Source organism: Cellulomonas oligotrophica (assembly GCF_013409875.1).
In the GTDB taxonomy this organism is placed as follows: Bacteria; Actinomycetota; Actinomycetes; order Actinomycetales; family Cellulomonadaceae; genus Cellulomonas; species Cellulomonas oligotrophica.
In genome coordinates this window covers 381,834-404,146 of sequence record NZ_JACCBK010000001.1, presented here as the reverse complement: position 1 = coordinate 404,146, position 22,313 = coordinate 381,834, and the positions used below count along the sequence as shown (strand labels likewise).

Annotated in this window: 20 protein-coding genes and 1 tRNA gene; 18 read left to right on the top strand and 3 right to left on the bottom strand. The window is 75.5% G+C overall.

Annotated elements, in window-relative coordinates:
• Nucleotides 1-10 precede the first annotated feature (10 nt).
• The 11 genes from BKA21_RS01835 (at nucleotide 11) to BKA21_RS01785 (ending at nucleotide 9,857) form a co-directional block, all read left to right on the top strand.
• The gene (locus tag BKA21_RS01835; protein ID WP_179625411.1) at nucleotides 11-988 is read left to right on the top strand and encodes a site-specific tyrosine recombinase XerD; all 978 of its coding nucleotides are present in this window, start codon (nucleotides 11-13) and stop codon (nucleotides 986-988) included.
• Nucleotides 989-1,097: 109 nt separating this feature from the next.
• Nucleotides 1,098-1,964 carry a ParA family protein gene (locus BKA21_RS01830; RefSeq protein ID WP_140458897.1) on the top strand — a complete coding sequence of 289 codons (867 nt, stop codon included), beginning with the start codon at nucleotides 1,098-1,100 and terminating at the stop codon, nucleotides 1,962-1,964.
• A complete protein-coding gene (locus BKA21_RS01825; protein ID WP_140458898.1) occupies nucleotides 1,948-2,937 on the top strand; it encodes a segregation and condensation protein A in 990 nt (329 codons plus the stop codon). Before BKA21_RS01830 ends, BKA21_RS01825 begins: the two co-directional genes overlap by 17 nt.
• Complete coding sequence (scpB, locus tag BKA21_RS01820) at nucleotides 2,934-3,638, top strand: SMC-Scp complex subunit ScpB (protein WP_140458899.1); 705 nt, start codon at nucleotides 2,934-2,936, stop codon at nucleotides 3,636-3,638. Before BKA21_RS01825 ends, scpB begins: the two co-directional genes overlap by 4 nt.
• The gene (locus BKA21_RS01815; RefSeq protein WP_140458900.1) at nucleotides 3,635-4,564 is read left to right on the top strand and encodes a pseudouridine synthase; all 930 of its coding nucleotides are present in this window, start codon (nucleotides 3,635-3,637) and stop codon (nucleotides 4,562-4,564) included. Before scpB ends, BKA21_RS01815 begins: the two co-directional genes overlap by 4 nt.
• Entirely contained in the window at nucleotides 4,561-5,670 is a 1,110-nt protein-coding gene (locus tag BKA21_RS01810; RefSeq protein ID WP_140458901.1) for a prephenate dehydrogenase, read from the top strand. Before BKA21_RS01815 ends, BKA21_RS01810 begins: the two co-directional genes overlap by 4 nt.
• Nucleotides 5,652-6,368, top strand: a complete 717-nt coding sequence (gene cmk, locus BKA21_RS01805) for a (d)CMP kinase (protein WP_140458902.1) — start codon at nucleotides 5,652-5,654, stop codon at nucleotides 6,366-6,368. Before BKA21_RS01810 ends, cmk begins: the two co-directional genes overlap by 19 nt.
• Nucleotides 6,365-7,054 (top strand): lysophospholipid acyltransferase family protein, encoded by a 690-nt coding sequence (locus BKA21_RS01800; RefSeq protein ID WP_140458903.1) that lies wholly within the window; start codon nucleotides 6,365-6,367, stop codon nucleotides 7,052-7,054. Before cmk ends, BKA21_RS01800 begins: the two co-directional genes overlap by 4 nt.
• A 71-nt stretch (nucleotides 7,055-7,125) precedes the next feature.
• Entirely contained in the window at nucleotides 7,126-8,661 is a 1,536-nt protein-coding gene (gene der, locus BKA21_RS01795) for a ribosome biogenesis GTPase Der (RefSeq protein ID WP_239072789.1), read from the top strand.
• Nucleotides 8,658-9,755 (top strand): hypothetical protein, encoded by a 1,098-nt coding sequence (locus BKA21_RS01790; protein WP_239072788.1) that lies wholly within the window; start codon nucleotides 8,658-8,660, stop codon nucleotides 9,753-9,755. Before der ends, BKA21_RS01790 begins: the two co-directional genes overlap by 4 nt.
• Nucleotides 9,756-9,783: 28 nt before the next feature.
• Nucleotides 9,784-9,857 (top strand) — tRNA-Pro (locus BKA21_RS01785).
• A gap of 78 nt (nucleotides 9,858-9,935) precedes the next feature.
• Here the strand turns inward: BKA21_RS01785 and BKA21_RS01780 are convergent.
• Entirely contained in the window at nucleotides 9,936-11,402 is a 1,467-nt protein-coding gene (locus tag BKA21_RS01780; RefSeq protein ID WP_140459206.1) for an MFS transporter, read from the bottom strand.
• Nucleotides 11,403-11,548: 146 nt separating this feature from the next.
• On the opposite strand from BKA21_RS01780, the gene BKA21_RS01775 reads away from it, so the two are divergent.
• Entirely contained in the window at nucleotides 11,549-12,022 is a 474-nt protein-coding gene (locus BKA21_RS01775) for a helix-turn-helix domain-containing protein (protein ID WP_140458904.1), read from the top strand.
• A gap of 66 nt (nucleotides 12,023-12,088) precedes the next feature.
• On the opposite strand, the gene BKA21_RS01770 is transcribed toward BKA21_RS01775, so the two are convergent.
• Nucleotides 12,089-13,159 carry a Fic family protein gene (locus BKA21_RS01770; RefSeq protein WP_239072787.1) on the bottom strand — a complete coding sequence of 357 codons (1,071 nt, stop codon included), beginning with the start codon at nucleotides 13,157-13,159 and terminating at the stop codon, nucleotides 12,089-12,091.
• Nucleotides 13,160-13,528: 369 nt separating this feature from the next.
• On the opposite strand from BKA21_RS01770, the gene BKA21_RS01765 reads away from it, so the two are divergent.
• Nucleotides 13,529-14,665, top strand: a complete 1,137-nt coding sequence (locus tag BKA21_RS01765) for a pyridoxal phosphate-dependent aminotransferase (protein WP_179625296.1) — start codon at nucleotides 13,529-13,531, stop codon at nucleotides 14,663-14,665.
• Between the two features lie 565 nt (nucleotides 14,666-15,230).
• Nucleotides 15,231-16,682, top strand: coding sequence for a Tat pathway signal sequence domain protein (locus tag BKA21_RS01760; RefSeq protein WP_239072786.1), 1,452 nt, complete (start codon nucleotides 15,231-15,233; stop codon nucleotides 16,680-16,682).
• A 54-nt stretch (nucleotides 16,683-16,736) separates the two neighbouring features.
• Here the strand turns inward: BKA21_RS01760 and BKA21_RS01755 are convergent, their stop codons facing one another.
• Nucleotides 16,737-17,888 carry a tyrosine-type recombinase/integrase gene (locus BKA21_RS01755; RefSeq protein WP_140458906.1) on the bottom strand — a complete coding sequence of 384 codons (1,152 nt, stop codon included), beginning with the start codon at nucleotides 17,886-17,888 and terminating at the stop codon, nucleotides 16,737-16,739.
• Nucleotides 17,889-18,081: 193 nt separating this feature from the next.
• Between BKA21_RS01755 and BKA21_RS19885 the strand changes: the two genes are divergently transcribed.
• From BKA21_RS19885 to BKA21_RS01735, 4 genes are all read left to right on the top strand, one after another.
• On the top strand, nucleotides 18,082-19,245 hold the full coding sequence (locus BKA21_RS19885; protein WP_179625295.1) for a hypothetical protein: 1,164 nt from the start codon (nucleotides 18,082-18,084) through the stop codon (nucleotides 19,243-19,245).
• Between the two features lie 82 nt (nucleotides 19,246-19,327).
• A complete protein-coding gene (locus BKA21_RS01745) occupies nucleotides 19,328-20,731 on the top strand; it encodes a UTP--glucose-1-phosphate uridylyltransferase (RefSeq protein ID WP_140458907.1) in 1,404 nt (467 codons plus the stop codon).
• A 234-nt stretch (nucleotides 20,732-20,965) separates the two neighbouring features.
• Nucleotides 20,966-21,859, top strand: a complete 894-nt coding sequence (locus BKA21_RS01740; RefSeq protein WP_140458908.1) for a site-specific integrase — start codon at nucleotides 20,966-20,968, stop codon at nucleotides 21,857-21,859.
• A 20-nt stretch (nucleotides 21,860-21,879) separates the two neighbouring features.
• Nucleotides 21,880-22,272 (top strand): hypothetical protein, encoded by a 393-nt coding sequence (locus BKA21_RS01735; protein WP_140458909.1) that lies wholly within the window; start codon nucleotides 21,880-21,882, stop codon nucleotides 22,270-22,272.
• Nucleotides 22,273-22,313 lie beyond the last annotated feature (41 nt).

The window sequence follows — 22,313 nt, the reverse complement described above, 5'->3', positions numbered from 1 at the left end:
CGGCGCGGAGCTGCTCGACCCGGACCCGGCGCCCACGGCCGACGCCCCGCAGCCCGCCCCCGCCCTCACGTCCGCGCTCGAGGGCTACCTCGCGCACCTCGCGGTCGAGCGCGGGCTGGCCCCCCACACGCTCGCCGCGTACCGCCGCGACCTGACGCGCTACCTGCACCACCTGGCCGCGACCGGCCGCACCGACCCCGCCGACGTCCTCGAGCGCGACGTCGAGGACTACGTGCTGGCCGTGCGCACCGGCGGCGACGGACGCGCCACGCTGTCCGCCGCGTCCGCCGCCCGCAGCGTCGTCGCCGTCCGCGGCTGGCACCGCTTCCTCGTGAGCGAGGGCGTCGCCGACCACGACCCCGCCGCCCGCGTCAGGCCGCCCGCGCTGCCCAAGCGGCTGCCGAAGGCGATCTCCGTCGACGACGTCGCCCGGCTCATCGACGCCGCCGGGCTCGGCGACGGACCCGTCCCGCTGCGCGACCGTGCGCTCCTCGAGCTCGTCTACTCGACCGGGGCCCGCATCTCCGAGGCCGTCGGCCTCGACGTCGACGACCTCGACCTGACACCCGGGCGCGGCGCCGTGCGCCTGCTGGGCAAGGGCGGCAAGGAGCGCGTGGTGCCCGTCGGCACCTTCGCCGTCGAGGCCGTCGAGGCGTACCTCGTGCGGGCCCGGCCCGAGCTGGCCTCCCACGGCCGCGGGACGCCCGCGGTGTTCTGCAACACCCGCGGTGCCCGCCTGTCGCGGCAGTCGGCGTGGGGCGTCCTGCGCACCGCGGCCGAGCGCGCCGGCCTGCCCGGTGCCGAGCACGTGTCCCCGCACACCCTGCGGCACTCGTTCGCCACGCACCTGCTGGCCGGCGGCGCCGACGTCCGCGTCGTGCAGGAGCTGCTCGGGCACGCGTCGGTCACCACGACGCAGATCTACACGATGGTCACCCCCGACACGCTGCGCGAGGTCTACGCCGCCGCGCACCCGCGGGCCCGCTGACGCCCGCGACGCGCCGCACGCCGCGCCGCCACGGCAGCACCCGGCTGCTCCGGTAGGTTGGCGTGCGACGTGAGCCCCCGCCGGGGCCGGGTGAGCAGATGGTGGACGGATGACGAGCCAGGGAACGACCGAGCCGCGGGTCGACGTGGTGGGCAGAGTGCTCCCCGACCTGCCCGACCCCGCGCCGCTCACGACCCACGGCCCGGCCCGCGTGATCGCCATGTGCAACCAGAAGGGCGGCGTCGGCAAGACGACGACCACCATCAACCTCGGGGCCGCGCTCGCGGAGTGCGGCCGGCGCGTGCTCGTCGTCGACTTCGACCCGCAGGGCGCCGCGTCGGTCGGTCTCGGGGTCAGCCCGCACGAGCTCGACCTGACGGTCTACAACCTGCTGATGGACCGCCACGCCGACATCGCGGACGTCGTGCGGCCCACGGCCGTCGCGGGCCTGGACCTGCTGCCGGCCAACATCGACCTGTCCGCGGCCGAGGTCCAGCTGGTCGGCGAGGTCGCCCGCGAGACGGTCCTCGCCCGGGCGCTGCGGCCCGTCCTCGACGACTACGACGTCGTGCTCGTCGACTGCCAGCCCTCGCTGGGCCTGCTCACGGTCAACGCGCTGACCGCCGCGCACGGTGTGCTGATCCCGCTGGAGTGCGAGTTCTTCGCGCTGCGCGGCGTGGCGCTGCTCATCGAGACGATCGACAAGGTCCGCGACCGGCTGAACCCGCGCCTGGAGGTCGACGGCATCCTCGCCACGATGTACGACTCGCGCACGCTGCACGCGCGCGAGGTCGTGGCCCGTGTGCACGAGGCGTTCGGCTCCACGCTGCTGCACACCGTCATCGGGCGCACCGTGAAGTTCCCCGACGCGACCGTCGCGGCCGAGCCCATCACCGTGTACGCGCCGAACCACGCGGGCGCCGCCGCGTACCGCCAGCTGGCCCGCGAGCTCGTCGCCCGTGGCGACGCAGCCTGACCCCGCGGGTGCCGCGCAGGAGCTGACGCCGCCCCCCGGCACCCCCGTGCCCGCACCCGCCGGCTTCGAGGTGCACCTCGCCGTCTTCAGCGGTCCCTTCGACCTGCTGCTCGGCCTGATCGCCAAGCACAAGCTCGACATCACCGAGATCGCGCTGGCCCAGGTCACCGACGAGTTCATCGCGTACATCCGTGCCGCGGAGCGCGCCGCCCTGGACGGCGGCCGCGACTGGGACCTGGGGCAGGCGAGCGAGTTCCTGCTCGTGGCCGCGACCCTGCTGGACCTCAAGGCGGCCCGGCTGCTGCCGTCCGCGGAGGTCGAGGACGCCGAGGACCTCGAGCTGCTCGAGGCCCGTGACCTGCTGTTCGCGCGCCTGCTGCAGTACCGGGCGTACAAGGAGGTCGCGGCGTACCTCGGGACGGGCCTGGACGCCGGCGCCCGCCGCTTCCCCCGCACCGTCGGGCTCGAGCCGCACCTGGCGGCGCTGCTGCCCGAGCTGGTGTGGCAGATGGGCACCGAGCGGCTCGCCGAGCTCGCGGCGCGTGCGCTCGCGCCGAAGGCCCCGCCGCCGGGGGTGGACCTCAGCCACCTGCACGCCCCCGCCGTGTCCGTGCGGGAGCAGGCCGCGCTCCTCGTCGAGCGGCTGCGCCAGCAGGGCACCGCCACGTTCCGGGCGCTGGTCGCGGACGCCGACGAGGCGATCGTCGTGGTGTCCCGGTTCCTGGCGCTGCTCGAGCTGTTCAAGGAGGGCGTGGTCGCGTTCGACCAGGTCGTGCCCCTGGGCGAGCTCACCGTGCGGTGGACCGGCGGGCAGGACGGTGACGTGGTCGTCTCCGACGACTTCGACGACGCCGCCGCAGGCACCACGACCACCACGGCACCGACCACCACGACCACCACCGACGCCGCCGCGCCCGTCGCGGGCCGCACCGCCCCGGCAGCCGCGGGCACCGGGACGCAGGAGGACGCATGACCACCGACCCCACGGACGAGCCCGACCCCGCCGACGAGCCCGACCTCATGGACGTGCCGGACCCCGCCGACGGGCCTGGCGCACCTGCGCCCGCCGCGGCCGACGAGGTCCCCGTCGACGTCGACACGCTGCCGGGCGGTGCCGCGGCCGCCCTGGAGGCCGTGCTCATGGTCGTCGACGAGCCCGTGTCCGCCGTGCGCCTCGCCACCGTGCTGTCCCTGCCGACGGCGCGGGTCGAGGACCTGCTGCACGAGCTGGCGGCGGAGTACCGCGGCGAGCGCGGCGGCCGCCCGCGGGGGTTCGAGCTGCGCCGCGCGGGCGACGGGTGGCGGATCTACTCCGCGTCGCCCTACGCGGACGTCGTCGGACGCTTCGTCGTCGACGGTCAGACGGCCCGCCTGACGCAGGCCGCGTTGGAGACCCTGGCCGTCGTCGCGTACCGTCAGCCGGTCTCGCGCGGGCAGGTGTCCGCGGTGCGCGGGGTCAGCGTGGACGGCGTCATGCGGACGCTGACGACGCGGGGTCTGGTCGCCGAGGTCGGCACCGACCCGGCGACTGGCGCACACCTGTACGGGACCACGGGATACTTCCTGGAGCGGATGGGGCTGACCAGCCTCGACGAGCTGCCTCCGCTGGCGCCGTACCTGCCGGACATCGAGGCGCTCGAGGGTGCCGTGGACGGCCGAGAGGGGATGCGATGAGCGGGGCACGAGGACATCGAGGAGGCGGCACCGGGGGATCCGGTCGCGACGCCTCGGCAGGACGTGGCGGCCGACCGGGTGCACCCCGGGGCCGCGGCGGTCAGGGTGCCGGCCGGCCCGGTGCGAAGGGCGCAGGGCAGGGGGCGCGCCCCGGCGGCGCGCGACGCGGACCGGCGCCCGACCCGGTCGACGTGCACGACCCCGACGGCGTGCGCCTGCAGAAGGTGCTCGCCCAGGCGGGCCTGGGCTCGCGCCGCGCGTGCGAGGAGCTCGTCTCCTCCGGGCGCGTCACGGTCGACGGGCAGGTCGTCGTCGAGCTCGGCGTGCGTGTCGACCCGACGAAGGCCGTGCTCCACGTCGACGGGATGCGCGTCCAGCTCGACACGTCCCTGGTGACGATCGCGCTGAACAAGCCCCTGGGCGTGGTGTCGACCATGCACGACCCCGAGGGGCGCCCGTCGCTCGCGCAGCTCGTCGCGGACCGCGAGGAGCGCCTCTTCCACATCGGCCGCCTCGACGCCGAGTCCGAGGGCCTGATCCTGCTCACCAACGACGGGGAGCTGGCCAACCGGCTCGCGCACCCCCGGCACGGCGTGCCCAAGACGTACCTCGCCGACGTCGAGGGTCGCGTCCCGGCGAACCTCGCCGCCCGGCTCAAGCGCGGCATCGAGCTCGACGACGGCCCCGCGGCGGTCGACGAGTTCCGTGTCGTGCAGACCACGCCGCAGGCCAGCCTCGTCGAGGTCGTCATCCACGAGGGCCGCAACCGGATCGTCCGCCGCCTCATGGAGCAGGCCGGGCACCCCGTCACCCGCCTGGTCCGCACCAAGGTCGGCCCGATCCGCCTGGGCGACCTGCGCCCCGGACGCAACCGCGTCCTGTCCCGCACGGAGGTCGGCTCGCTCATGGCCTCGGTGGGGATGTGACCGTCGCGACCGTCGGCCCGGTGCGCGTGATCGGCACCGGGCTGCTCGGCGCGTCCGTCGGGCTGGGCCTGCGCACCCACGGGGTCGCGGTCCAGCTCGAGGACCCGTCCCGCACGGCCCTGGCCCTGGCACGCGACGTCGGCGCCGGCACCCCCGCGGGCCCGGACGACCCCGAGCCCGCGCTCGTCGTGGTCGCCGCACCCCCCGACGTCACGTCCGACGTGGTGCGCGCCGCGCTCGCGGCCCACCCGCACGCCGTCGTCACCGACGTCGCCTCCGTCAAGGGCTACGTCCTGGCCGAGCTGCGTGCCGCCGGCGCGGACCTGACCCGCTACGTGGGCTCGCACCCCATGGCCGGGCGCGAGCGCTCCGGCCCGTCGGCCGCCGTGCCGGACCTGTTCCTCGGCCGGCCCTGGGTGCTCACCGACTCCGGCGCGAGCGCCCCCGCGGCGCTGCTCGCGGTCCGGCACCTCGCCGTCGACCTCGGCGCCCTGCCCGTCGCGATGGACGCCGACGCCCACGACGCGGCCGTCGCCGCCGTCTCGCACGTCCCGCAGATCGCCGCCAGCCTCGTCGCGGCACGCCTGCGCACCGTCGACGACACGGCCCTCGGCCTGGCCGGGCAGGGGTTGCGCGACGTGACCCGCATCGCCGCGTCCGACCCGGCCCTGTGGACGTCGATCCTCGCCGCCAACGCCGACGCCGTCCGCGCCGTCCTGCGGGACCTGCGCGAGGACCTCGACACGGTCCTCGGCGCGCTCGACAGCGCCGCCGCCGCGTCGGGCCCCGAGACCGTCGAGCTGGGGGCCCTCGCCACGATCGCCCGTGCCATCGCCGACGGCAACACCGGCGTCGCGCGCGTGCCCGGCAAGCACGGCGGCGCCCAGCGCACCTACGCCGTGGTGACCGTGCTCGTCCCCGACACCCCCGGGCAGATCGCCCGCCTGCTCGCCGACGTCGGGGACGCCGACGTCAACGTCGAGGACCTGCACCTCGAGCACGCCGCCGGCCGCCCGGTCGGCATGACGTCGATCTCGGTGCTGCCCACGCGCGCCGAGCACCTGGAGACCGAGCTGACCGCTCGGGGATGGAGGATCGTCCGTTGAGCACCGTCGTCGCCGTCGACGGCCCCTCGGGGTCGGGCAAGTCCAGCGTGTCGCGGGAGGTCGCCGCCCGCCTGGGCCTGGCCTACCTCGACACCGGGGCGATGTACCGCGCCGCCACCTGGTGGTGCACCCACCAGGGCGTCGACCTGGCCGACGGCACCGCCGTCACCGCCGCCGTGCGCGCCATGCCGCTGGTCATGGGCATGGACCCCGCCGCCCCGACCGTGCACGTCGACGGCCACGACGTCGCCGCCGCGATCCGGACCACCGAGATCTCGGCCGCGGTGTCCGCGGTCGCCACGACCCTCGACGCCCGCGCCGAGCTCGGCGCCCGTCAGCGCGCCCTCATCGACGCCGAGCGCACCGGCGGGTTCTCCGCCGGCCGCGGCGTCGTCGCCGAGGGCCGCGACATCACCACCGTCGTCGCCCCCGACGCCGACGTGCGCGTCCTGCTGACCGCGTCCGAGGAGGCCCGCCTGGCCCGCCGCGCCCGCGAGGTCCACGGCACCGACGACGCCGCCGCGCTGGCCGCCACCCACGACCAGGTCCTGCGCCGCGACGCCGACGACTCCACCGTCGTGCAGTTCCACGTCGCCGCCGACGGCGTCGTCACCGTCGACTCCTCCCACCTGACCTACGAGGGCACCGTCGAGGCCGTCCTCGACGTCGTCGCGCGCACCCTGGCGGTCCGGTCGTGACCGGCCGCCCCCAGGACGCCGCCCCGTCCGCCCGCGCCGCCGTCTGGGGCCACCAGGCCGGGCGGTTCCTCGCCCACGTCGTGTGGCGCACCCGCGTCACCGGCGCCGAGCACGTCCCCGCCGACGGACCCGTCCTGCTCGCCGCCAACCACGTCTCCGCGATCGACGGGCCCCTGCTCGTCGGCGCCTCGCCCCGCCCGCTGCACGTCATGGTCAAGCAGGAGATGTTCACCGGCCTGCTCGGGGCCTACCTGCGCTCGGCCGGGCAGATCCCGGTCGACCGCACCGGCGGCCGCACCGCCCTGCAGCAGGCCCTGGCCGTGCTGCGCCGCGGGGGAGCGGTCGGGATCTTCCCCGAGGGCAACCGCGGCAACGGCGCCGTCGAGTCCGCCCGCGCCGGCATCGCCTGGCTCGCCGTGCAGTCCGGCGCCCCCGTCGTGCCCGTTGCGATCCTCGGCACCCGCCGCACCGGCGAGGACGTCGGGCACGTGCCCGGCCTGCGCCGCACCGTGCACGTGCAGATCGGCGCACCCGTGCACGTGGTCCGCACCGACCTGCCCCGCCGGCAGGCCATCGCCGCCGCGGCCGACGACGTACGGACCGCGCTCGCGGACCTCGTCGCGGACGCGCAGGAGCGCACCGGGGTGCGTCTGCCCGAGGACGACGGCGCCCGCCCGCTGCCCTGACCGGGGTCGCCGGGCACCGGCCGGGGCCTCGGGTGTCACGCCGCGAGGCCCCGGCAGGGGAGAATGGCCCCATGGACCAGCCTGACCCCGCCCAGCCGACGCCCGCCGACGACCTCCTGACCGTCGACGAGGACGCGCCCGAGGTGGACGTCACCCTCGCGGGCGACGACGTGGACGACGAGGCCCGTGAGCGCGCCCTGCGCGCCGGGCTGCAGGAGTACGACCTCGCGGACGAGGACCTCGCGCTCCTCGACCACGACGGGGACGACGTCGACGCCGAGGGCCCGGCGGCGCCCCTGCCGGTGCTTGCGGTCGTCGGACGCCCGAACGTCGGCAAGTCGACCCTCGTCAACCGGATCCTCGGGCGCCGCGAGGCCGTCGTGGAGGACAACCCCGGCGTGACCCGCGACCGCGTGAGCTACCCCGCCGAGTGGTCCGGGCGCCGCTTCACGCTCGTCGACACCGGCGGCTGGGAGGTCGACGTCGCGGGGATCGACGCGCGCGTCGCCCAGCAGGCCGAGGTCGCGATCTCCCTGGCCGACGCGGTGCTGTTCGTCGTCGACGCCACGGTCGGCGCCACCGACACCGACGAGCAGGTCGTGCGCCTGCTGCGCCGGGCCGGCAAGCCCGTCGTCCTGGTCGCCAACAAGGTCGACGGGCCGGCGGTCGAGGCCGACGCCGCGACCCTCTGGGGCCTGGGCCTGGGGGAGCCGCACCCGATCTCGGCGCTGCACGGGCGCGGCACGGGCGACATGCTCGACGCCGCGATGGACGCGCTGCCCACGGTCTCCGCGCACGGCGTGGCCCTGCCCGACGGGCCGCGGCGCGTCGCACTCGTGGGTCGCCCGAACGTGGGCAAGTCGTCGATGCTCAACAAGGTCGTCGGCTCCGAGCGTGTCGTCGTCGACGACACGGCGGGCACCACGCGTGACCCCGTCGACGAGCTCGTCGCGCTCGGCGGCAAGCCCTGGGTGTTCGTCGACACCGCCGGCATCCGCCGCCGCGTGCACCAGACGTCCGGCGCGGACTTCTACGCCTCCCTGCGCACCCAGGCGGCGATCGAGAAGGCCGAGGTCGCGGTCGTCCTCGTCGACGCGTCCCAGCCGATGACCGAGCAGGACACCCGGATCATCCAGCAGGTCATCGACGCCGGTCGTGCGCTCGTGGTGGCGTACAACAAGTGGGACCTGATGGACGAGGACCGCCGCCCGTACCTCGAGCGCGAGATCGAGCAGGACCTCGTGCAGGTGCAGTGGGCGCCGCGCGTGAACGTCTCGGCGCGCACCGGGTGGCACACGGACCGTCTCGTGCCGGCCCTGGAGCGGTCCCTGGAGTCCTGGGACACCCGCATCCCCACCGGGCGCCTGAACGCGTTCCTCGGCGAGCTCGTCGCCGCGCACCCGCACCCCCTGCGCGGCGGCAAGCAGCCGCGCATCCTGTTCGCCACGCAGGCCTCGACCCGCCCGCCGCGGTTCGTGATCTTCGCCACCGGGTTCCTCGAGCCGGGGTACCGCCGGTACATCGAGCGTCGCCTGCGCGAGACCTTCGGCTTCGAGGGCACGCCCATCACCATCTCGGTGCGGGTGCGCGAGAAGCGCCGGCGATGACCGCGGCGGGTCGCGGCCAGGCCCCCGGCGCGTCCCCGACGGACGACGCGGCGCACCTCGACGTGCGCCGCGTCGCGACCGACGGGCTGCTGCGCCGCGGCCTGCCCCGCGACCCGCGCGGCACGGAGCACGTCGGCACGTTCCTCGCCGTCGCCGCGCTCACCGTCCTGGTGACGCGGGCGTTCCTGGCCGCGACCGGCTACCCGCAGATCGGCGGCGGCGGCCTGCACGTCGCGCACGTGCTGTGGGGCGGCCTGCTCATGGCGGTCGCGTTCGGCGTGCTCCTGCTGTTCGTGGGACCGGCTCTGCGCCCGCTCGCGGCCCTTGTCGGCGGCATCGGCTTCGGGCTGTTCGTCGACGAGGTCGGCAAGTTCGTCACCAGCGACAACGACTACTTCTACGAGCCGACCGCCGCGATCGTGTACGCCACGATCGTGGCCCTGGGGCTGCTCGCCGAGGCCGTCCACGGCCGCCGCCCCCGTGACCCGCGCGAGCACCTGGCGGCCGCCGTCGACCTCGCGGTGGCCGGTGTCGTCGGCGGCCTCAGCCCCGCGGCGCGTGCTCGTGCCGAGGCGCACCTGGCGGCCGCGGGGGACATCCCCGGCGCCCCCGAGGCCGCCGCCCTCCTGCGGTCGGTCGAGGAGGACCACGCCGAGCTCCCCGACCCCGTCGGCGCCGTGGCGCGCACCACGGTCGACCTCCTGCACGGCCTCGTGCGCGCCCGGTTCGTGCCCTGGCTGGCCGTCGGTGTCCTCGTCGGCTCGTCGGTGCTGTCCGTCGCCCGCGGCATCCGCGCCTGGGACGGCTCGGAGGACCTGCGTCTCGTGGCGGCCGGAGCCGTCCTCGGCGGCCTGGTCAGCACCGCCCTCGCGGTCGTGGGCCTGTTCCGGGTCCGCACCGACGTCGTCCCCGGGTACCGCTGGTTCCGTCGCGCGGTGCTCGTCAGCGTCCTGGTGACGCAGTTCTTCCTCTTCCGCCTCTCCGAGTGGGACGCGTCGTGGGGCCTGGTCGTCGACCTCGTCGTCCTCGGTGTCGTCAGCGCCGAGCTGGCGACCCTGCGGCGCGCGGACCAGCACGCCCGTCCGGTGGGGTAGAGTTCTCGACGGCCCTCACGGGGGCCGACGGGCTGTGGCGCAGCTTGGTAGCGCACTTGACTGGGGGTCAAGGGGTCGCAGGTTCAAATCCTGTCAGCCCGACCGTCGAAGGGCCTCGCACCGGAGTAGTTCTGGTGCGGGGCCCTTCGTGCGTCTCCGTCGCGGAGCAGTCGCTCGCTGTCAGCGACGCTCCCCGGCGGACTCGGCGATTCGGGTGCTCCGCGGTCCGCGCACGAGGACGACCACGACGAGCACCGCCATGACGGCGACGCCCACCCACATGGCGTCCTGCCAGGCGGCGACGAACGCGTCCCGGGTGGCGTCGCGGATCACCTCGGCGTGGGCGCCCGCGGTACGGCTCACGGCGTCGGCACGGGCGATCCCCTCGCCCGCGGCGGCGGCGAGGGCGGCGGGCACCCCGTCGAGGCGGCCCGCGATCGCGTCCTGGTAGCCGGCGACCAGCAGGCCGCCGAGGAGCGCGACGCCCAGCGCCGCGCCGAGCTCGCGGGTGAGGTCGTTGATCGCCGACGCCACACCCTGCTGCTCGCGGGGGAGCGAGGACGTGATCGCCTCGGTCGACGGGGTCATGGCGAGCCCTGCCCCGGCACCCATCGCGGCCAGACCGGGCAGGACGCCGAGGTACCCGCCGTCGGGGGAGACGAGCGCCGCCAGCAGCGCGAGCCCCGTCGTGGCGAGGGCGAGGCCGAGCACCATGGTCGTGCGGGGCCCGACGCGGCGGGCGACGCCCGGCGCGACACCCGAGGCGATCATCATGAGCACGGCCAGCGGCATCATCGCGACGGTGGACAGCAGCCCGCTCCAGCCGAGGACGACCTGGCAGTACGGGTAGAGCACGAGAGCGACACCGCCCTGCACGCCGAAGAGCACGAGCAGCAGCGTCGTGCCGGACGACAGGCCGCGGCTGCGGAAGTGCCTGACGTCGAGCAGCGGCGACGGCGTGCGCAGCTCCCAGCCCACGAAGCCGAGGGTCGCGAGCACGGCCGCGACGAGCGCGGCGACGACGAGGGAGTCGTCCCACCCGCGCGAGGGCGCCTCGTGCAGCGCGAGCGTGAACCCGACGGTCGCCACGACCGCCGTGAGCGCACCGGGCAGGTCGAAGCGTCCCGGCAGGCGCTCCCGGGACTCCGGCACCGCCCGGGCGCCGATCAGCAGCGCCGCGGCGGTCAGCGCAACGGGCAGGGCGAACAGCCACCGCCACGACGCGACGTCGACCAGCAGGGCGGACAGGTACATGCCGAGGATCCCGCCGCCCCCGGCGACCGCCGTCCACGTCCCGATCGCCCGGGACCGCTCGGCGTCGGGGAACGTCGAGGTGATCACCGACAGGGTCACGGGCATGACCATCGCGGCGCCCACCCCGCTGAGCAGCCGGGCGGCGACCATGACCTCCGTGACGGGCGCGACGGCGGCGGCGACGTTCGCGACGCCGAAGACCACGAGACCGGCCGTGAGCACCCGCTTGCGCCCTAGACGGTCGCCGGCGGCGCCACCGGGCAGCAGGAGGGCAGCGAGGGTCAGGGTGTACGTGTTGATGATCCACAGCACCTGCCCCTGGGAGGCCTCGAAGGTCGTGGCCAGCTGCGGCTGGGCCACGTTGAGGCCGGACACCGAGGCGACCACGGCCATCAGGGCGGTGCAGACGGCCCACAGGACGGCGCGTCTGCGCAGGGGGCGTCGATCACCGGTGCGGTGGTGCGGGTGCCCGGCACCGAGGGGGTCGTCATGGTCGAGGTGGTCCTCTCGCGCGGTGACGCAGCCGGAGACCCGGCGGCGTGAGCGGCGGCGCACGCCTCGAGGCAGGGCGACGACGCCCGACCCTCGAACAGCTCCTGCCCCTCGCCCGCTACCACGGCGTCACGCTCGACTCCCTCGTCGACGCCCCACGCACCGCCGACCCCCGCATCGACCTGCGCCCCCTGGCCTGCGCCGACGGATCCGTCATCATCCCGCTCACCCGCCGACCCGGCGGCGTGCAGGCCTACAAGTTCGTCCTCCCCGCCGGCCGCGACGACACCCCGCCCGACCTGCGCTCCCACGAGGGCTACGACTGGGCCTACGTCCCCAACGGCGCCCTCAGGCTCCTCCTCGGCGACCAGGACCTGCGCCTGCGTGCAGGCGAGGCCGTGGAGTTCGACACCCGCACCCCGCACTGGTTCGGCGCGACCAGCGCAGGACCCGTCGAGTACCTCAGCCTCGTCGGCCGGCAGGGGCAGCGCGCCCACGTGCGCACCACCCCCGACCTCTGAGGACCCGCGGGCCGGCGCAAGGCACGCCGCCCCGTCCGCGCACGCCCCCACGCAGCCGCACGACGATCACCAGACCCGGTGGTGCGACCGCTCCGCGAAGCCGTCCATCGCCGCCAGCACCTCCGGGGCCTGCCAGACCCGGTCCCGGGCACCGTGCCCGATCTGGCTCAGCACGCCGTCCTCGACGAGCCGGTCGATCGCCAGCTGCGCGTTCACGGCAGACACCCCCAGCGCGCTCGCGGCCAGGCGCGCGTCCACGACCGGCCGCGTCGTCACCAGGTCCGCCAGCGCCCACGCGGCAGCACCACGGCGCGCACGGATCCGCTCGCCCCACGCCGCCCGCGCGTCGCTCACGTCCGCGATGAGCCGACGCGCGTTCGCCAGCGCCGGGAACACCGCCTGGGCGACCTCGGTGACGATCGGCACCACGTCCCCGTCGCGGTACACCGTCAGAGCCCGGAAGTACCGGTCGGTGTCCGTCAGCAGGCCCGCCGACACCGGGACGATCGCCTCACGGGTCAGCCCCCCGTGGCGCAGCTGCGCGTGCAGCAGGGCACGACCGGTCCGCCCGTTGCCGTCAGGGAAGGGGTGCAGCGACTCGAACTGCGCATGCGTCAGCGCCGCCTGCGCCAGGAGAGGGACGTCGTCCCGACCCATGAACGCCACCAGGTCCTCGATCCCGGCCGGCACCCGCCCGTGCACGGGCGCGACGTAGTCCGCACCGTGCGGGCTGCGCCCGCTGCCGCCGATCCACACCTGCTCCTGCCGCCAGCGTCCCGCCGCCGCCGGCATGTGCCCCACCATCAGCGCGTGGTGCATCGCCAGGATCGCCGCGCCGTCGAGCCGCTCCTCCACCTGCAGCGCCCGCGTCATCGCCGTGACGTTCGCGACGATCTCGTCCGCGTTCGCCCGCCCCCGTCGCCCGAGCTCGGCCAGCGCCACGGCCTCGGGGGAGGACGCCAGGTTCTCGATCTGCGACGAGCTCGCGGCCTCCGTGCGCAGCAGCAGCGCCGCGAACGACGTCGTCGCCGCGTGCGTCTCGCCGTCGAACCGCGCGATCTCCGCCGACGCCTCCGCGACCAGCGCCGCCGTCGCCGACGGCAGCAGCACCTCGGCGTCCGCGATCCCCGGAGCCACCGCCGCCCGGTACGGTCCCGTCCGGGCGCTGCGCCCCGCCCGCGGGCCGTGCACCGCATCGGCCCCCGACACTCGACCCCTTCGGTCGTGAACACCGGCCAGCCGACCCCCTGCGCATCACGGACCGGGGCGCCGCCGGGGGACGCCGAGACCCGCGCGCTCCCCGCCCGCCCGGCGTCCGAGGGGCGCTCATCCATAGGCACGACCCCACGCCAGCATCGGCTAGACAATCAAACATCGGTAAGGGCGCGCGCCGCGCACGGTTCTCACCACCCCGCACCCCACCCGCGGCCCCGTCACCCGCAGTCGCCGACCTCCGCGCTCGCGGGCGGAACGCCCACGACACGTGGGAGGACTACCCTGCGCGCCGTGCCTCGCCTCGCGCCCCACGTCGCCACCGTCCCCGGGTCCGGGATCCGCCGCGTCACCGAGCTGGCCTGGGCCACGCCGGGTGCGATCGTGCTGTCCGTCGGCGAACCCGACCTGCCCACCCCGGCGCACGTGCTCGCCGCCGCCACCGACGCCCTCGCGCGCGACGACACCCGGTACAGCGCCAACGCCGGCATCGCGCCGCTGCGGGAGGCCCTCGGTGCGCGCCTGGCGCAGCGGTTCGGGCTCGACGTGCCGGCCCGCCGCGTCTGGGTGACCGCCGGCGGGTCCCAGGCGCTGCACCTGGCGCTGAGCCTCACCGTGGCGGCGGGTGACGAGGTGCTCGTGCCCGACCCCGGCTACCCGCCGTTCGTCATGGCGACCCACCTCGTGCAGGGCCGGCCCGTGCCGTACGCGCTGCGTGCGGCCGACGGGTTCCTGCCCGACCCCGACCGCATCGAGCGCCTCGTGACGGACCGGACGCGCGTGCTCGTGCTCAACACCCCGTCGAACCCGCTGGGCACCGTGCTCCCGGAGGCGCTGACCGCCGAGCTCGTCGACCTCGCCCGTCGTCACGACCTGTGGGTCCTGGCCGACGAGTGCTACGAGGCGTTCACCTTCGACCGGCCCCACGTCCCCGCCGCACGCTTCGACGAGGAGCGGGTCCTCACGCTGCACACGTTCTCCAAGACGTGGGCCATGACCGGGCTGCGCGTCGGCGCGCTCGTGGTGCCGGACGCGGTGCTCCCGGTGATGGCGTCGGTGCAGGAGGCGATCGTCTCCTGCGTCAACACCCCCGCCCAGCACGGGGCCGTCGCCGCGCTGCTCGGTCCCCAGGACGAGGTCGAGGCGGCGGCGCGCACGTACCGGGCCCACCGCGACCTCGCCGCCGGGCTGCTCGACGCGCACGGCGTGCCGTACCTGCACGCGGACGGCGGGATCTACCTGTGGGCGGACGTGTCCGACCGCACCGGTGGCGACGTCGACGCGTGGGCCCGGCGCCTCGTCGCCGAGCACGGCGTCGCGGTGGCCCCGGGCTCGGCGTTCGGTGCCGAGGGGGAGGGGTGGGTGCGGATCTCCCTGACCGCCACGGCCGACGACCTGCGCACCGGCCTGTCGCGCCTCGCCGGTGCGTGACGCCGGCCGCCGGGGCTCGCTGCGCGGTCGCCGCCCGCGCTGGGTGCGCTGTGCGGTGACGGTCGCCGTGGCTCGGCCGCCCGAGAGAGTGTTGATAACAGAAGCAGGCGCGTGGACCAGGCCATGCCGCTCGGCGGACAGGCCCGCCACTGCGCGTGCGGGGGAGCGGGTCGACGTCCGTGCGGCGTCCGGACGTCGAGGGGAAGCGTGGCACCACCGGCACCTCCGGGGCTGCGCGAGGTGCCGGCGGGGCGGACGCGTGACCGGTCGGGCGGAGAGCCCCGCCCGCGGCTCGTCGCTCTCGCGGATCCTCGAGCGCCTCTTCCGGGACCATCGGTGATAACCGAAACAGGCGCACAAACCAGGCGCCCCAACAGCAAGGCGCAACAGGAGCGAAACCCGGCCACGACGAAGGAGCGTCGCGCGCCGCCCGCCCTGTCCACCGCGGTTCCCAGGAGCGCCCTGCAGGGGAGGCCCGGGCGAGCCTTCCGGCGGTCTGCTGCAGTCCCTACGCTGAGCGCGGGTCGCAGCGTCGCGGCCCGACCACGCAGCGAGGGGACTTGCGATGACCGCAGCCACGAACTCCCGGCCGCACGACGACCACGCACCACGGCACGAGGCGCGCCCGCTGGCCCGCCGGACCTTCCTGGCGATCACCGGTGCGACCGCCGCGGTGGCAGCCGGTGGGAGCGCTGCCGCCGCGGCGGCGCCCGCGCGCCTGCCCGGACCCGTCCTGGCGGGCGGCTCGCACCACGGCGGGGCCCGCTCCGAGCGGGCGGCGCTGGCGTTCCTCCAGGCGGCGACGGACGCGTACCCGACGATCAACACCGGGCCGCGCCTGGCGCAGAGCTACACCGACGAGCTGGGGCTGTTCAGCACCGCGTTCGTCTACGACACGGCGCTGGCGGTGCTCGCGCTGCTCGCCGACGGGCGGCGCTCGACGCTCGCGACCGCGCGCGTGCTCGGCGACGGCCTCGTCTACGCCCAGGAGCACGACCCCGTGCACGACGACGGACGCCTGCGCCAGGGCTACAACGTCGGCCCGTACACGTTCTACGACGGCAACCCGCAGCCGCACGGGTTCGTCCAGCCCGACGGCACCGCGAACATCGGCTGGCAGTTCGGGTTCCTCGGCACGGCGGTCGGTGACATGGCCTGGCCCGGGATCGCCCTGCTCCAGCTCTACAGGCGCACGCGTGATCGTCGCTACAAGGACGCCGCGGTGCGCATCGGGGAGTGGATCACGGCGAACACGTGGTCGACGCAGCCGCTCGGCGGGTTCTCGTTCGGGCGCAACGGCGCCGACGAGCCCGTCCCCAACGGATCCACGGAGCACAACGTGGACTGCGTCGCGTTCTTCTCGATGCTGCGCACGGTGACCCGTGACCGCGCCTGGTCGCGTGCCGAGGCCCACGCCCGGGCCTTCGTGGCGCGGATGTGGGAGCCGGCGTCGGGCTGGTTCTGGACCGGTACCAACGACGGCGTCGAGATCAACCGTGACCCCGTGCCGCTGGACCCGGCGACGTGGTCCTGGTTGGCGATGCGTGACCGCCGGTACTCGCGGGCGCTGGACTGGGCGCGCACGGGCCTCGCGGTGACCGACGTCGCGGGTGCCCCCACGTCGCAGATGCCGGCCGGCGAGCAGGTGTCCGGCGTGACGTTCAGCACCGCGAGCCTGACGTCGACGGCGCAGTACAACGGGATCACCGTCCACCCGCAGGGGGTGTGGCTCGAGGGCACGGGGCAGCTGGCCACGGCCCTGGCGGACCGGGGCGGGCGGCAGGACCGGTTGCGGGCACGTGCCCTGCTCACGCAGGTGCAGCACGCGCAGGACGTCCTGGGCGCGGGGCAGCACCTCGGTGGTGTCGAGGTCGACGGCGGCGTCGTCGCCGCATCGAGCCTGCTGGACTCCGGGTTCGGGTTCGGCTACTTCCAGGTGCAGCACGTGGGGGCGACGTCGTGGTTCGTGTTCGCCTCGACAGCCACCAACCCGATGCGGTGGGGCGGCCTGGACTGAGCACGGGGTGAGCGTGGTGGGCGCGGCCGTCACCGGGCCGCGCCCACCGATGTGTCAGCCGCCGTACGCGCGCGCTAGCGCCTCGCCGACGGCGCGGATCCCGCCCGGGGTGGAGCGGCCGTACCGGTCGTGCAGGACCTCCGTCGTGTGGCCGAGCCAGGCGGCGACGTCGACCGCCGGCACGCCGGCGGCGAGGAGGGTGTCGGCCGCGGTGTGGCGGGTCGCGTGCAGGTGGATGACGGGGACGTCGGCCTCGCGGCAGAGCGCGGCGAACCGGTCGGAGTACCACTCGGGGCGCGGGGCGCGGCCCCGCTCGTCGACCACCACGTAGCCGGCGCTGCGGTAGCCGGTGCCGCGGGCCAGGCGCTCGGCCGCCTGCCGGGTGCGCAGCGTCCGCAGCGCGGGCACGACCCCGGGGATGAGGCCCACCGGGATCACGCGTCGGGACTGCTCGGACTTGGGCTCGTCGACGGCGTCCGTGGTGGCCGTGACCGAGACGCGGCCGCGCTCGACCCGGACGGTCCCGGCGTCGAGGTCGACGTCCTCCCAGCGCAGACCCAGCACCTCCGACCGCCGCAGGCCGGCGAGGCTGAGCAACCACGCCGCGGCGAGCCGGTCGGGCAGCACGTGGGCGCGGAACGCAGCGGCCTGGGCGGCGTCCCACCGGGCGGCGTCGCGGCGCACCTGCCGGGGACGCTTGACCATGCGCGCGACGTTGCGCGCCACGAGCTCCTCACGCATCGCCAGGTCGAGCACCTGCGACACCGCGCCCAGCGTCGCCGCGACGGAGCGGGGGGACAGGGGCCGCCCGCCGCGGCCGCCCTCACGGCGCATCCACTCGGCGAGGGCGTCGAGGTCGGCGACCGTGAGCTCCTGGACGCGTCGTTCGCCGAGCCGGCGGCGCGCGGGCACGAGCGCGTAGCGGTAGCCCTGGACGGTGATCTCGCGGACGTCGCGCCGACCGTCGAGCCAGCGCTGGCAGAGCGCGTCGAGGGTGTCGGCGCTCCGGGCGAGGTAGGCACCGCGGGCGACGTCCGTGCGGGTGGCGGCCACCCACGAGCGGGCCTCGCGGCGGGTGGCGAACACGCGGGTGACCTGCCGTCGTCGTCCGGTGCCGGCATGCACCCCCGCGTCGACGGTCGCGCGGTACCGGGTGGCCCCGGAGCTGGTCGTGTACTCGCGCACGGGCAGGTCTGACCGGGGCAACGTTTCGTCCTCCTGGGGTGCCACCGGCGGGTCCCGGCAGACCCCATTCTCGCACCCCGGTTGAGAGCGTGACAAGTGGAAACATGTGGCTGAACTGCACGGATGGTCCACATGTCACTCACTGTGTCACGAACCGCTGCGTCAGCCGCTCCTAGCGCATCCTTTCCGTGCTCGCCCGCGATACGGTAACGGAATGACGGAACGGAACGACAAGGCCCACGCGGACGACACCCCCGACGAGGGCGCACGCACGTGCCGGTACCCCGGGTGCGAGCGCCCCGTGGCGGCAGGGGACGGCCGGGGCCGCCCGCCCGCCTACTGCGACGACCCGGGGCACACCCGCGCGTCGGCGTTCCGTGCGCGCCGCGAGGTCGTCGAGCGCCGCGACGAGCCGACGGACGTCACCGACGCCGCGCCCGTCTCGTCCGCACGCGTCCGGGCCGGCACGCTCGTCGAGCGCGTCGAGGCGGCCGTGGGCGAGCTCTCCACGCTCACCGCCGCGGTGGTGGCCGACCTGCGCACGCTCGGTGACGTCGAGGCCGTCGAGGTCGAGATGGCCAGCGTCACCGCCTCCGCGGAACGACGGGCTGCGGAGGCCCGGGCCAACGCCGCCGAGGCCGACACCCGGCGCCGACGGGCCGAGGCCGCTGCGGCCGAGGCCGAGCGCCTGCGCGAGGAGGCCGAGGCCGCCGCCGACGAGTCGATCGCCGAGGCCTCGGCCGCCCGTGCGCTGGCCGCCGAGGCCACCCGCCAGCTCGAGGAGGCCCGCGAGCGCGAGGTGCTGGTGGGGCGGGAGCGGGACGGGGCGTTCGCGCAGGTGCGGGATCTGGCGGGGCGGCTGGAGGAGGAGGCGGCGCAGCTGGTGCGGGTGGAGACGGATCTGGACCGGGCGCTGGAGCGGGTGCGGGTGCTGGAGGGGGCGGTGGCGTCGGCTGAGGGGTCGGTGGCTGCGTTGCGGGAGGAGCTGCGCGAGGAGGTGGGGCGTCGGGAGCGGGCGGAGGCGTCGGTGGTCGCGGGGGAGCGGGTGGTGGAGGTGCTGCGGGGGGAGGTGCAGGAGGTGCGGCTGGCGCTGGTGCGTGCGGAGGCGCTGGTGGCGGAGGGGGTGGCGCGTCGGGAGGAGCTGGGGGCGTTGGTGGTCGCGCGGGAGGAGCGGGTGGCGGTGCTGGAGCGTGAGGGGGAGGTGGTGCGGTCGCGGGTGGCGGTGCTGGAGGCGCGGCTGGAGGAGCAGCGGGTGGCGGCGGAGGTGGCGGTGGCGGCTGCGGAGCGGTCGACGGTGGAGCGGTTGGCGGAGCTGCGGGGGGTGTACGAGGCGCAGCTGGGTGCGTTGCGGGTGTCGGGTGGGGGCGACGCGCCGTGATGGGTGTCGTGACCAGCGCATACGTATCGTGTGACACGGGTCACCGGGCCGGGTGGTGGGGTGTGCTCCTAGAGTCGTGGGCATGAGTGCAGACGGACTTGCCCGTGCCCAGCTCAAGATGCGCGACGCCGGCGTGCCTGCCACGGCGGTGGACGTGTTCACCCGCTTCTACGGGCTCCTGGAGTCCGGGCGGACCGGGATGATCCCGGAGCAGGAGGTCGATCCGCTGGTCGACGTGCCGTACCTGGGGGACCTGGAGGTCGATGCGGCCGCGGGTGCGCAGGCGTTGGCGGTGACAGCGGTGGTCAAGCTCAACGGGGGTCTGGGGACCTCGATGGGGATGGATCGTGCGAAGTCGTTGCTGCCGGTGCGGGGGGAGCGGACGTTCCTGGACCTGATCGCGGCGCAGGTGCTGGCGGCGCGGGAGGCCACGGGTGCGCGGCTGCCGCTGGTGCTGATGAACTCGTTCCGGACGCGGGAGGACTCGTTGGCGGCGCTGGCGGCGTACCCCGAGCTGGCGGTGGAGGGTGTGCCGCTGGACTTCGTGCAGAACCGGGAGCCGAAGCTGCGGGTGGAGGACCTGAGCCCCGTGGAGTGGGCGGCGGACCCGTCGTTGGAGTGGTGCCCGCCGGGCCACGGGGACCTGTACACGGCCCTGGTCGCGTCGGGGGCGTTGGAGGCGCTGCTGGCGGCGGGGTTCCGGTATGCGGCGGTGTCGAACTCGGACAACCTGGGGGCGACGCCGGACGCGCGGATCGCGGGGTGGTTCGCGGCGTCGGGTGCGCCGTTCGCGGCGGAGGTGGCGCGGCGGACGCCGGCGGACCGCAAGGGTGGTCATCTGGTGGTGCGGCGTGCTGACGGGCGTCTGGTGCTGCGGGAGTCGGCGCAGACGCCGGCGGAGGACGCGGGTGCGGCGGGGGACATCGGGCGGCACAGGTTCTTCAACACGAACAACCTGTGGCTGGACCTGCGGGCGTTGGCGGCGGAGCTGGAGCGGACGGGTGGGGTGCTGGACCTGCCGCTGATCCGGAACGAGAAGACCGTGGACCCGACGGACAAGACGTCGCCGCGGGTGGTGCAGATCGAGTCGGCGATGGGTGCGGCGATCGAGGTGTTCGACGGTGCTGCGGTGCTGGAGGTGGACCGGTCGCGGTTCTTGCCGGTGAAGACGACGAACGACCTGCTGGTGCTGCGGTCGGACGTGTACGAGACGGATGCGGAGCACCGGCTGGTGGCTCGGGTGGGTGCGCCGTTGGTGGATCTGGACCCGGAGTTCTACGCGACGGTCGCGGCGTTCGACGCGCGGTTGGGGCAGGTGCCGTCGTTGGTGGAGGCGTCGTCGTTGCGCGTGCGGGGGGACTGGTCGTTCGGCGCGGGCGTCCGGGTGGTCGGCGACGGTGTGCTGGCTGCCGAGGGGGCCCCGGGGCAGGTGCCGGCGGGTGCGACGGTCGGGCCCGCCGGTGTCGGAGGGGCCGACGCGGTCTGAGTGGTCTGGCGGGTGATGTGCGGTGGGGCGGTTCCGGTGGTCCGGGGCCGCCCCACCGGCGTCACTAGGGCGTTCGAGGGAGCCTAATAACAGAAACTAGGCGCATCCGCTCGCACCGAGGTCGAGAAGGAGAGCACTGGGGCGCTCCGCGCGACCCGGAGAAACGACGAACACGGCCGCGCCGAGAACCCTGACCGGTCACGCGTGCGGGTGCGCTCTGGTAGACATCCGCACGTGCACCCCAGCAGGCCGGCCGACGTGGTCGTCGAGCAGTTCCTCTCGTCGCTCGACGCGGCGGCCTCGACCGTGCGCCAGCGTCGGTGGGCGGCCGCGGACCTCCTCGCCTACACCCGCGGCCGCAGCCTGCACCGTCCCACGCTGGTCGAGGCGCTCGCACCGCAGAACGTGGCCGACTGGCTCGCCCACCACGACGAGCAGGGCACGTCCCTGCCCGGGCGTCGCGCGCGTGCCGCCACGGCCCGCGCGCTCGAGGCCTACGCCCGGGAGCGCGCGCTGCTGCCGGCGGACGCGGGGGAGCAACGGGTGCCGCTGCCGGCGCCCGTGCCGGTGGAGGTGCACGTGCGGCGGGCGCGGCGGCTGCTGGCGGTGACGACGGGCTCAGCGCCGTACGCGGTGCACCACCAGATCTGGTCGCGGTTCACCGCCCACGTCCACGTGCTCGCGGCCACAGGTGCGACAGACGCGCAGCTGACGGGGGTGCGGGTCAAGGACCTGGACCTGGCGGCCGGCGTGGTCCGCGTCGCGGGCGTGCGCCACGAGCTGCCGGACGTGTCGCGGCACGTGGTCGAGCGGTGGCTGGAGGTGCGCACGCAGGTGGTGCGGACCCTCGAGGGCAGCGACCCGTTGGCGTGCTGGTTGCGGGTGCACCCGGGGCACGACCGCCGCACGGGCGCGCTGGCGCCAGCGGGGCTGCCGATCAGCGCGCGCGGCCTGCGGCACTCGTTCACGACCGTGGTCGGGGTCCTGGGTGCGACCGTGCCGGGCGTGGGAGGCGTGCAGTCCCGCGACGTGCGAGCCCTGGGCCGCGACCCGGACGGCGCCCTTCGGCCCTCGCCGACGACGTCGCTCCCGACCGATGCCGGTGGCGAGCCACCTGGACCGTCGTGACGGTCCGACCGGGTGCATCGGTGACGTGGTGCCTGCACGTCTCGTCGAGCTCGATCGATGCCGCCGAGAAGGTCACCAGGCGCGTCGTCGCAGCCACCCGTGCTGACCTCGTGCCGGTGTCGTGCGAGCGGTGCTGGAAGGACCCGACCTGCCACGTCGTCGTCCTGTGCACGGACATCGGTGCCGTCACTGCTCCCGAGGGTGTGGTGCGCACGCTCGAGCTGGCCGGGCGCCTGCGGGCCGACTGGTCGTTGACCGTGCCGCGGGTGGAGGCCGACGGGGCGTGGGAGGTCGAGGTGCTGGCGTCTGCTGGTCCCGGTGGGCGCGGGTTCCGGATTCCCGGCGTGCGGTGGGCCTCGCTACGCGGGGAAGGCCCCGGAACCGGTGCCACCGCCGAGGCTGAGGACGACTGACACGCCGCTCGCCGTTGTCAGCACCTCGACGGAGCGCCCGC

Coding starts and splice junctions, on each gene's coding strand:
- BKA21_RS01830 (WP_140458897.1), top strand. CDS start 1,098: ATGACGAGCCAGGGAACGACCGAGCCGCGGGTCGACGTGGTGGGCAGA.
- scpB (WP_140458899.1), top strand. CDS start 2,934: ATGACCACCGACCCCACGGACGAGCCCGACCCCGCCGACGAGCCCGAC.
- BKA21_RS01815 (WP_140458900.1), top strand. CDS start 3,635: ATGAGCGGGGCACGAGGACATCGAGGAGGCGGCACCGGGGGATCCGGT.
- cmk (WP_140458902.1), top strand. CDS start 5,652: ATGGAGGATCGTCCGTTGAGCACCGTCGTCGCCGTCGACGGCCCCTCG.
- der (WP_239072789.1), top strand. CDS start 7,126: ATGGACCAGCCTGACCCCGCCCAGCCGACGCCCGCCGACGACCTCCTG.
- BKA21_RS01790 (WP_239072788.1), top strand. CDS start 8,658: ATGACCGCGGCGGGTCGCGGCCAGGCCCCCGGCGCGTCCCCGACGGAC.
- BKA21_RS01780 (WP_140459206.1), bottom strand. CDS start 11,402: ATGGCCGTGGTCGCCTCGGTGTCCGGCCTCAACGTGGCCCAGCCGCAG.
- BKA21_RS01760 (WP_239072786.1), top strand. CDS start 15,231: ATGACCGCAGCCACGAACTCCCGGCCGCACGACGACCACGCACCACGG.
- BKA21_RS19885 (WP_179625295.1), top strand. CDS start 18,082: ATGACGGAACGGAACGACAAGGCCCACGCGGACGACACCCCCGACGAG.
- BKA21_RS01745 (WP_140458907.1), top strand. CDS start 19,328: ATGAGTGCAGACGGACTTGCCCGTGCCCAGCTCAAGATGCGCGACGCC.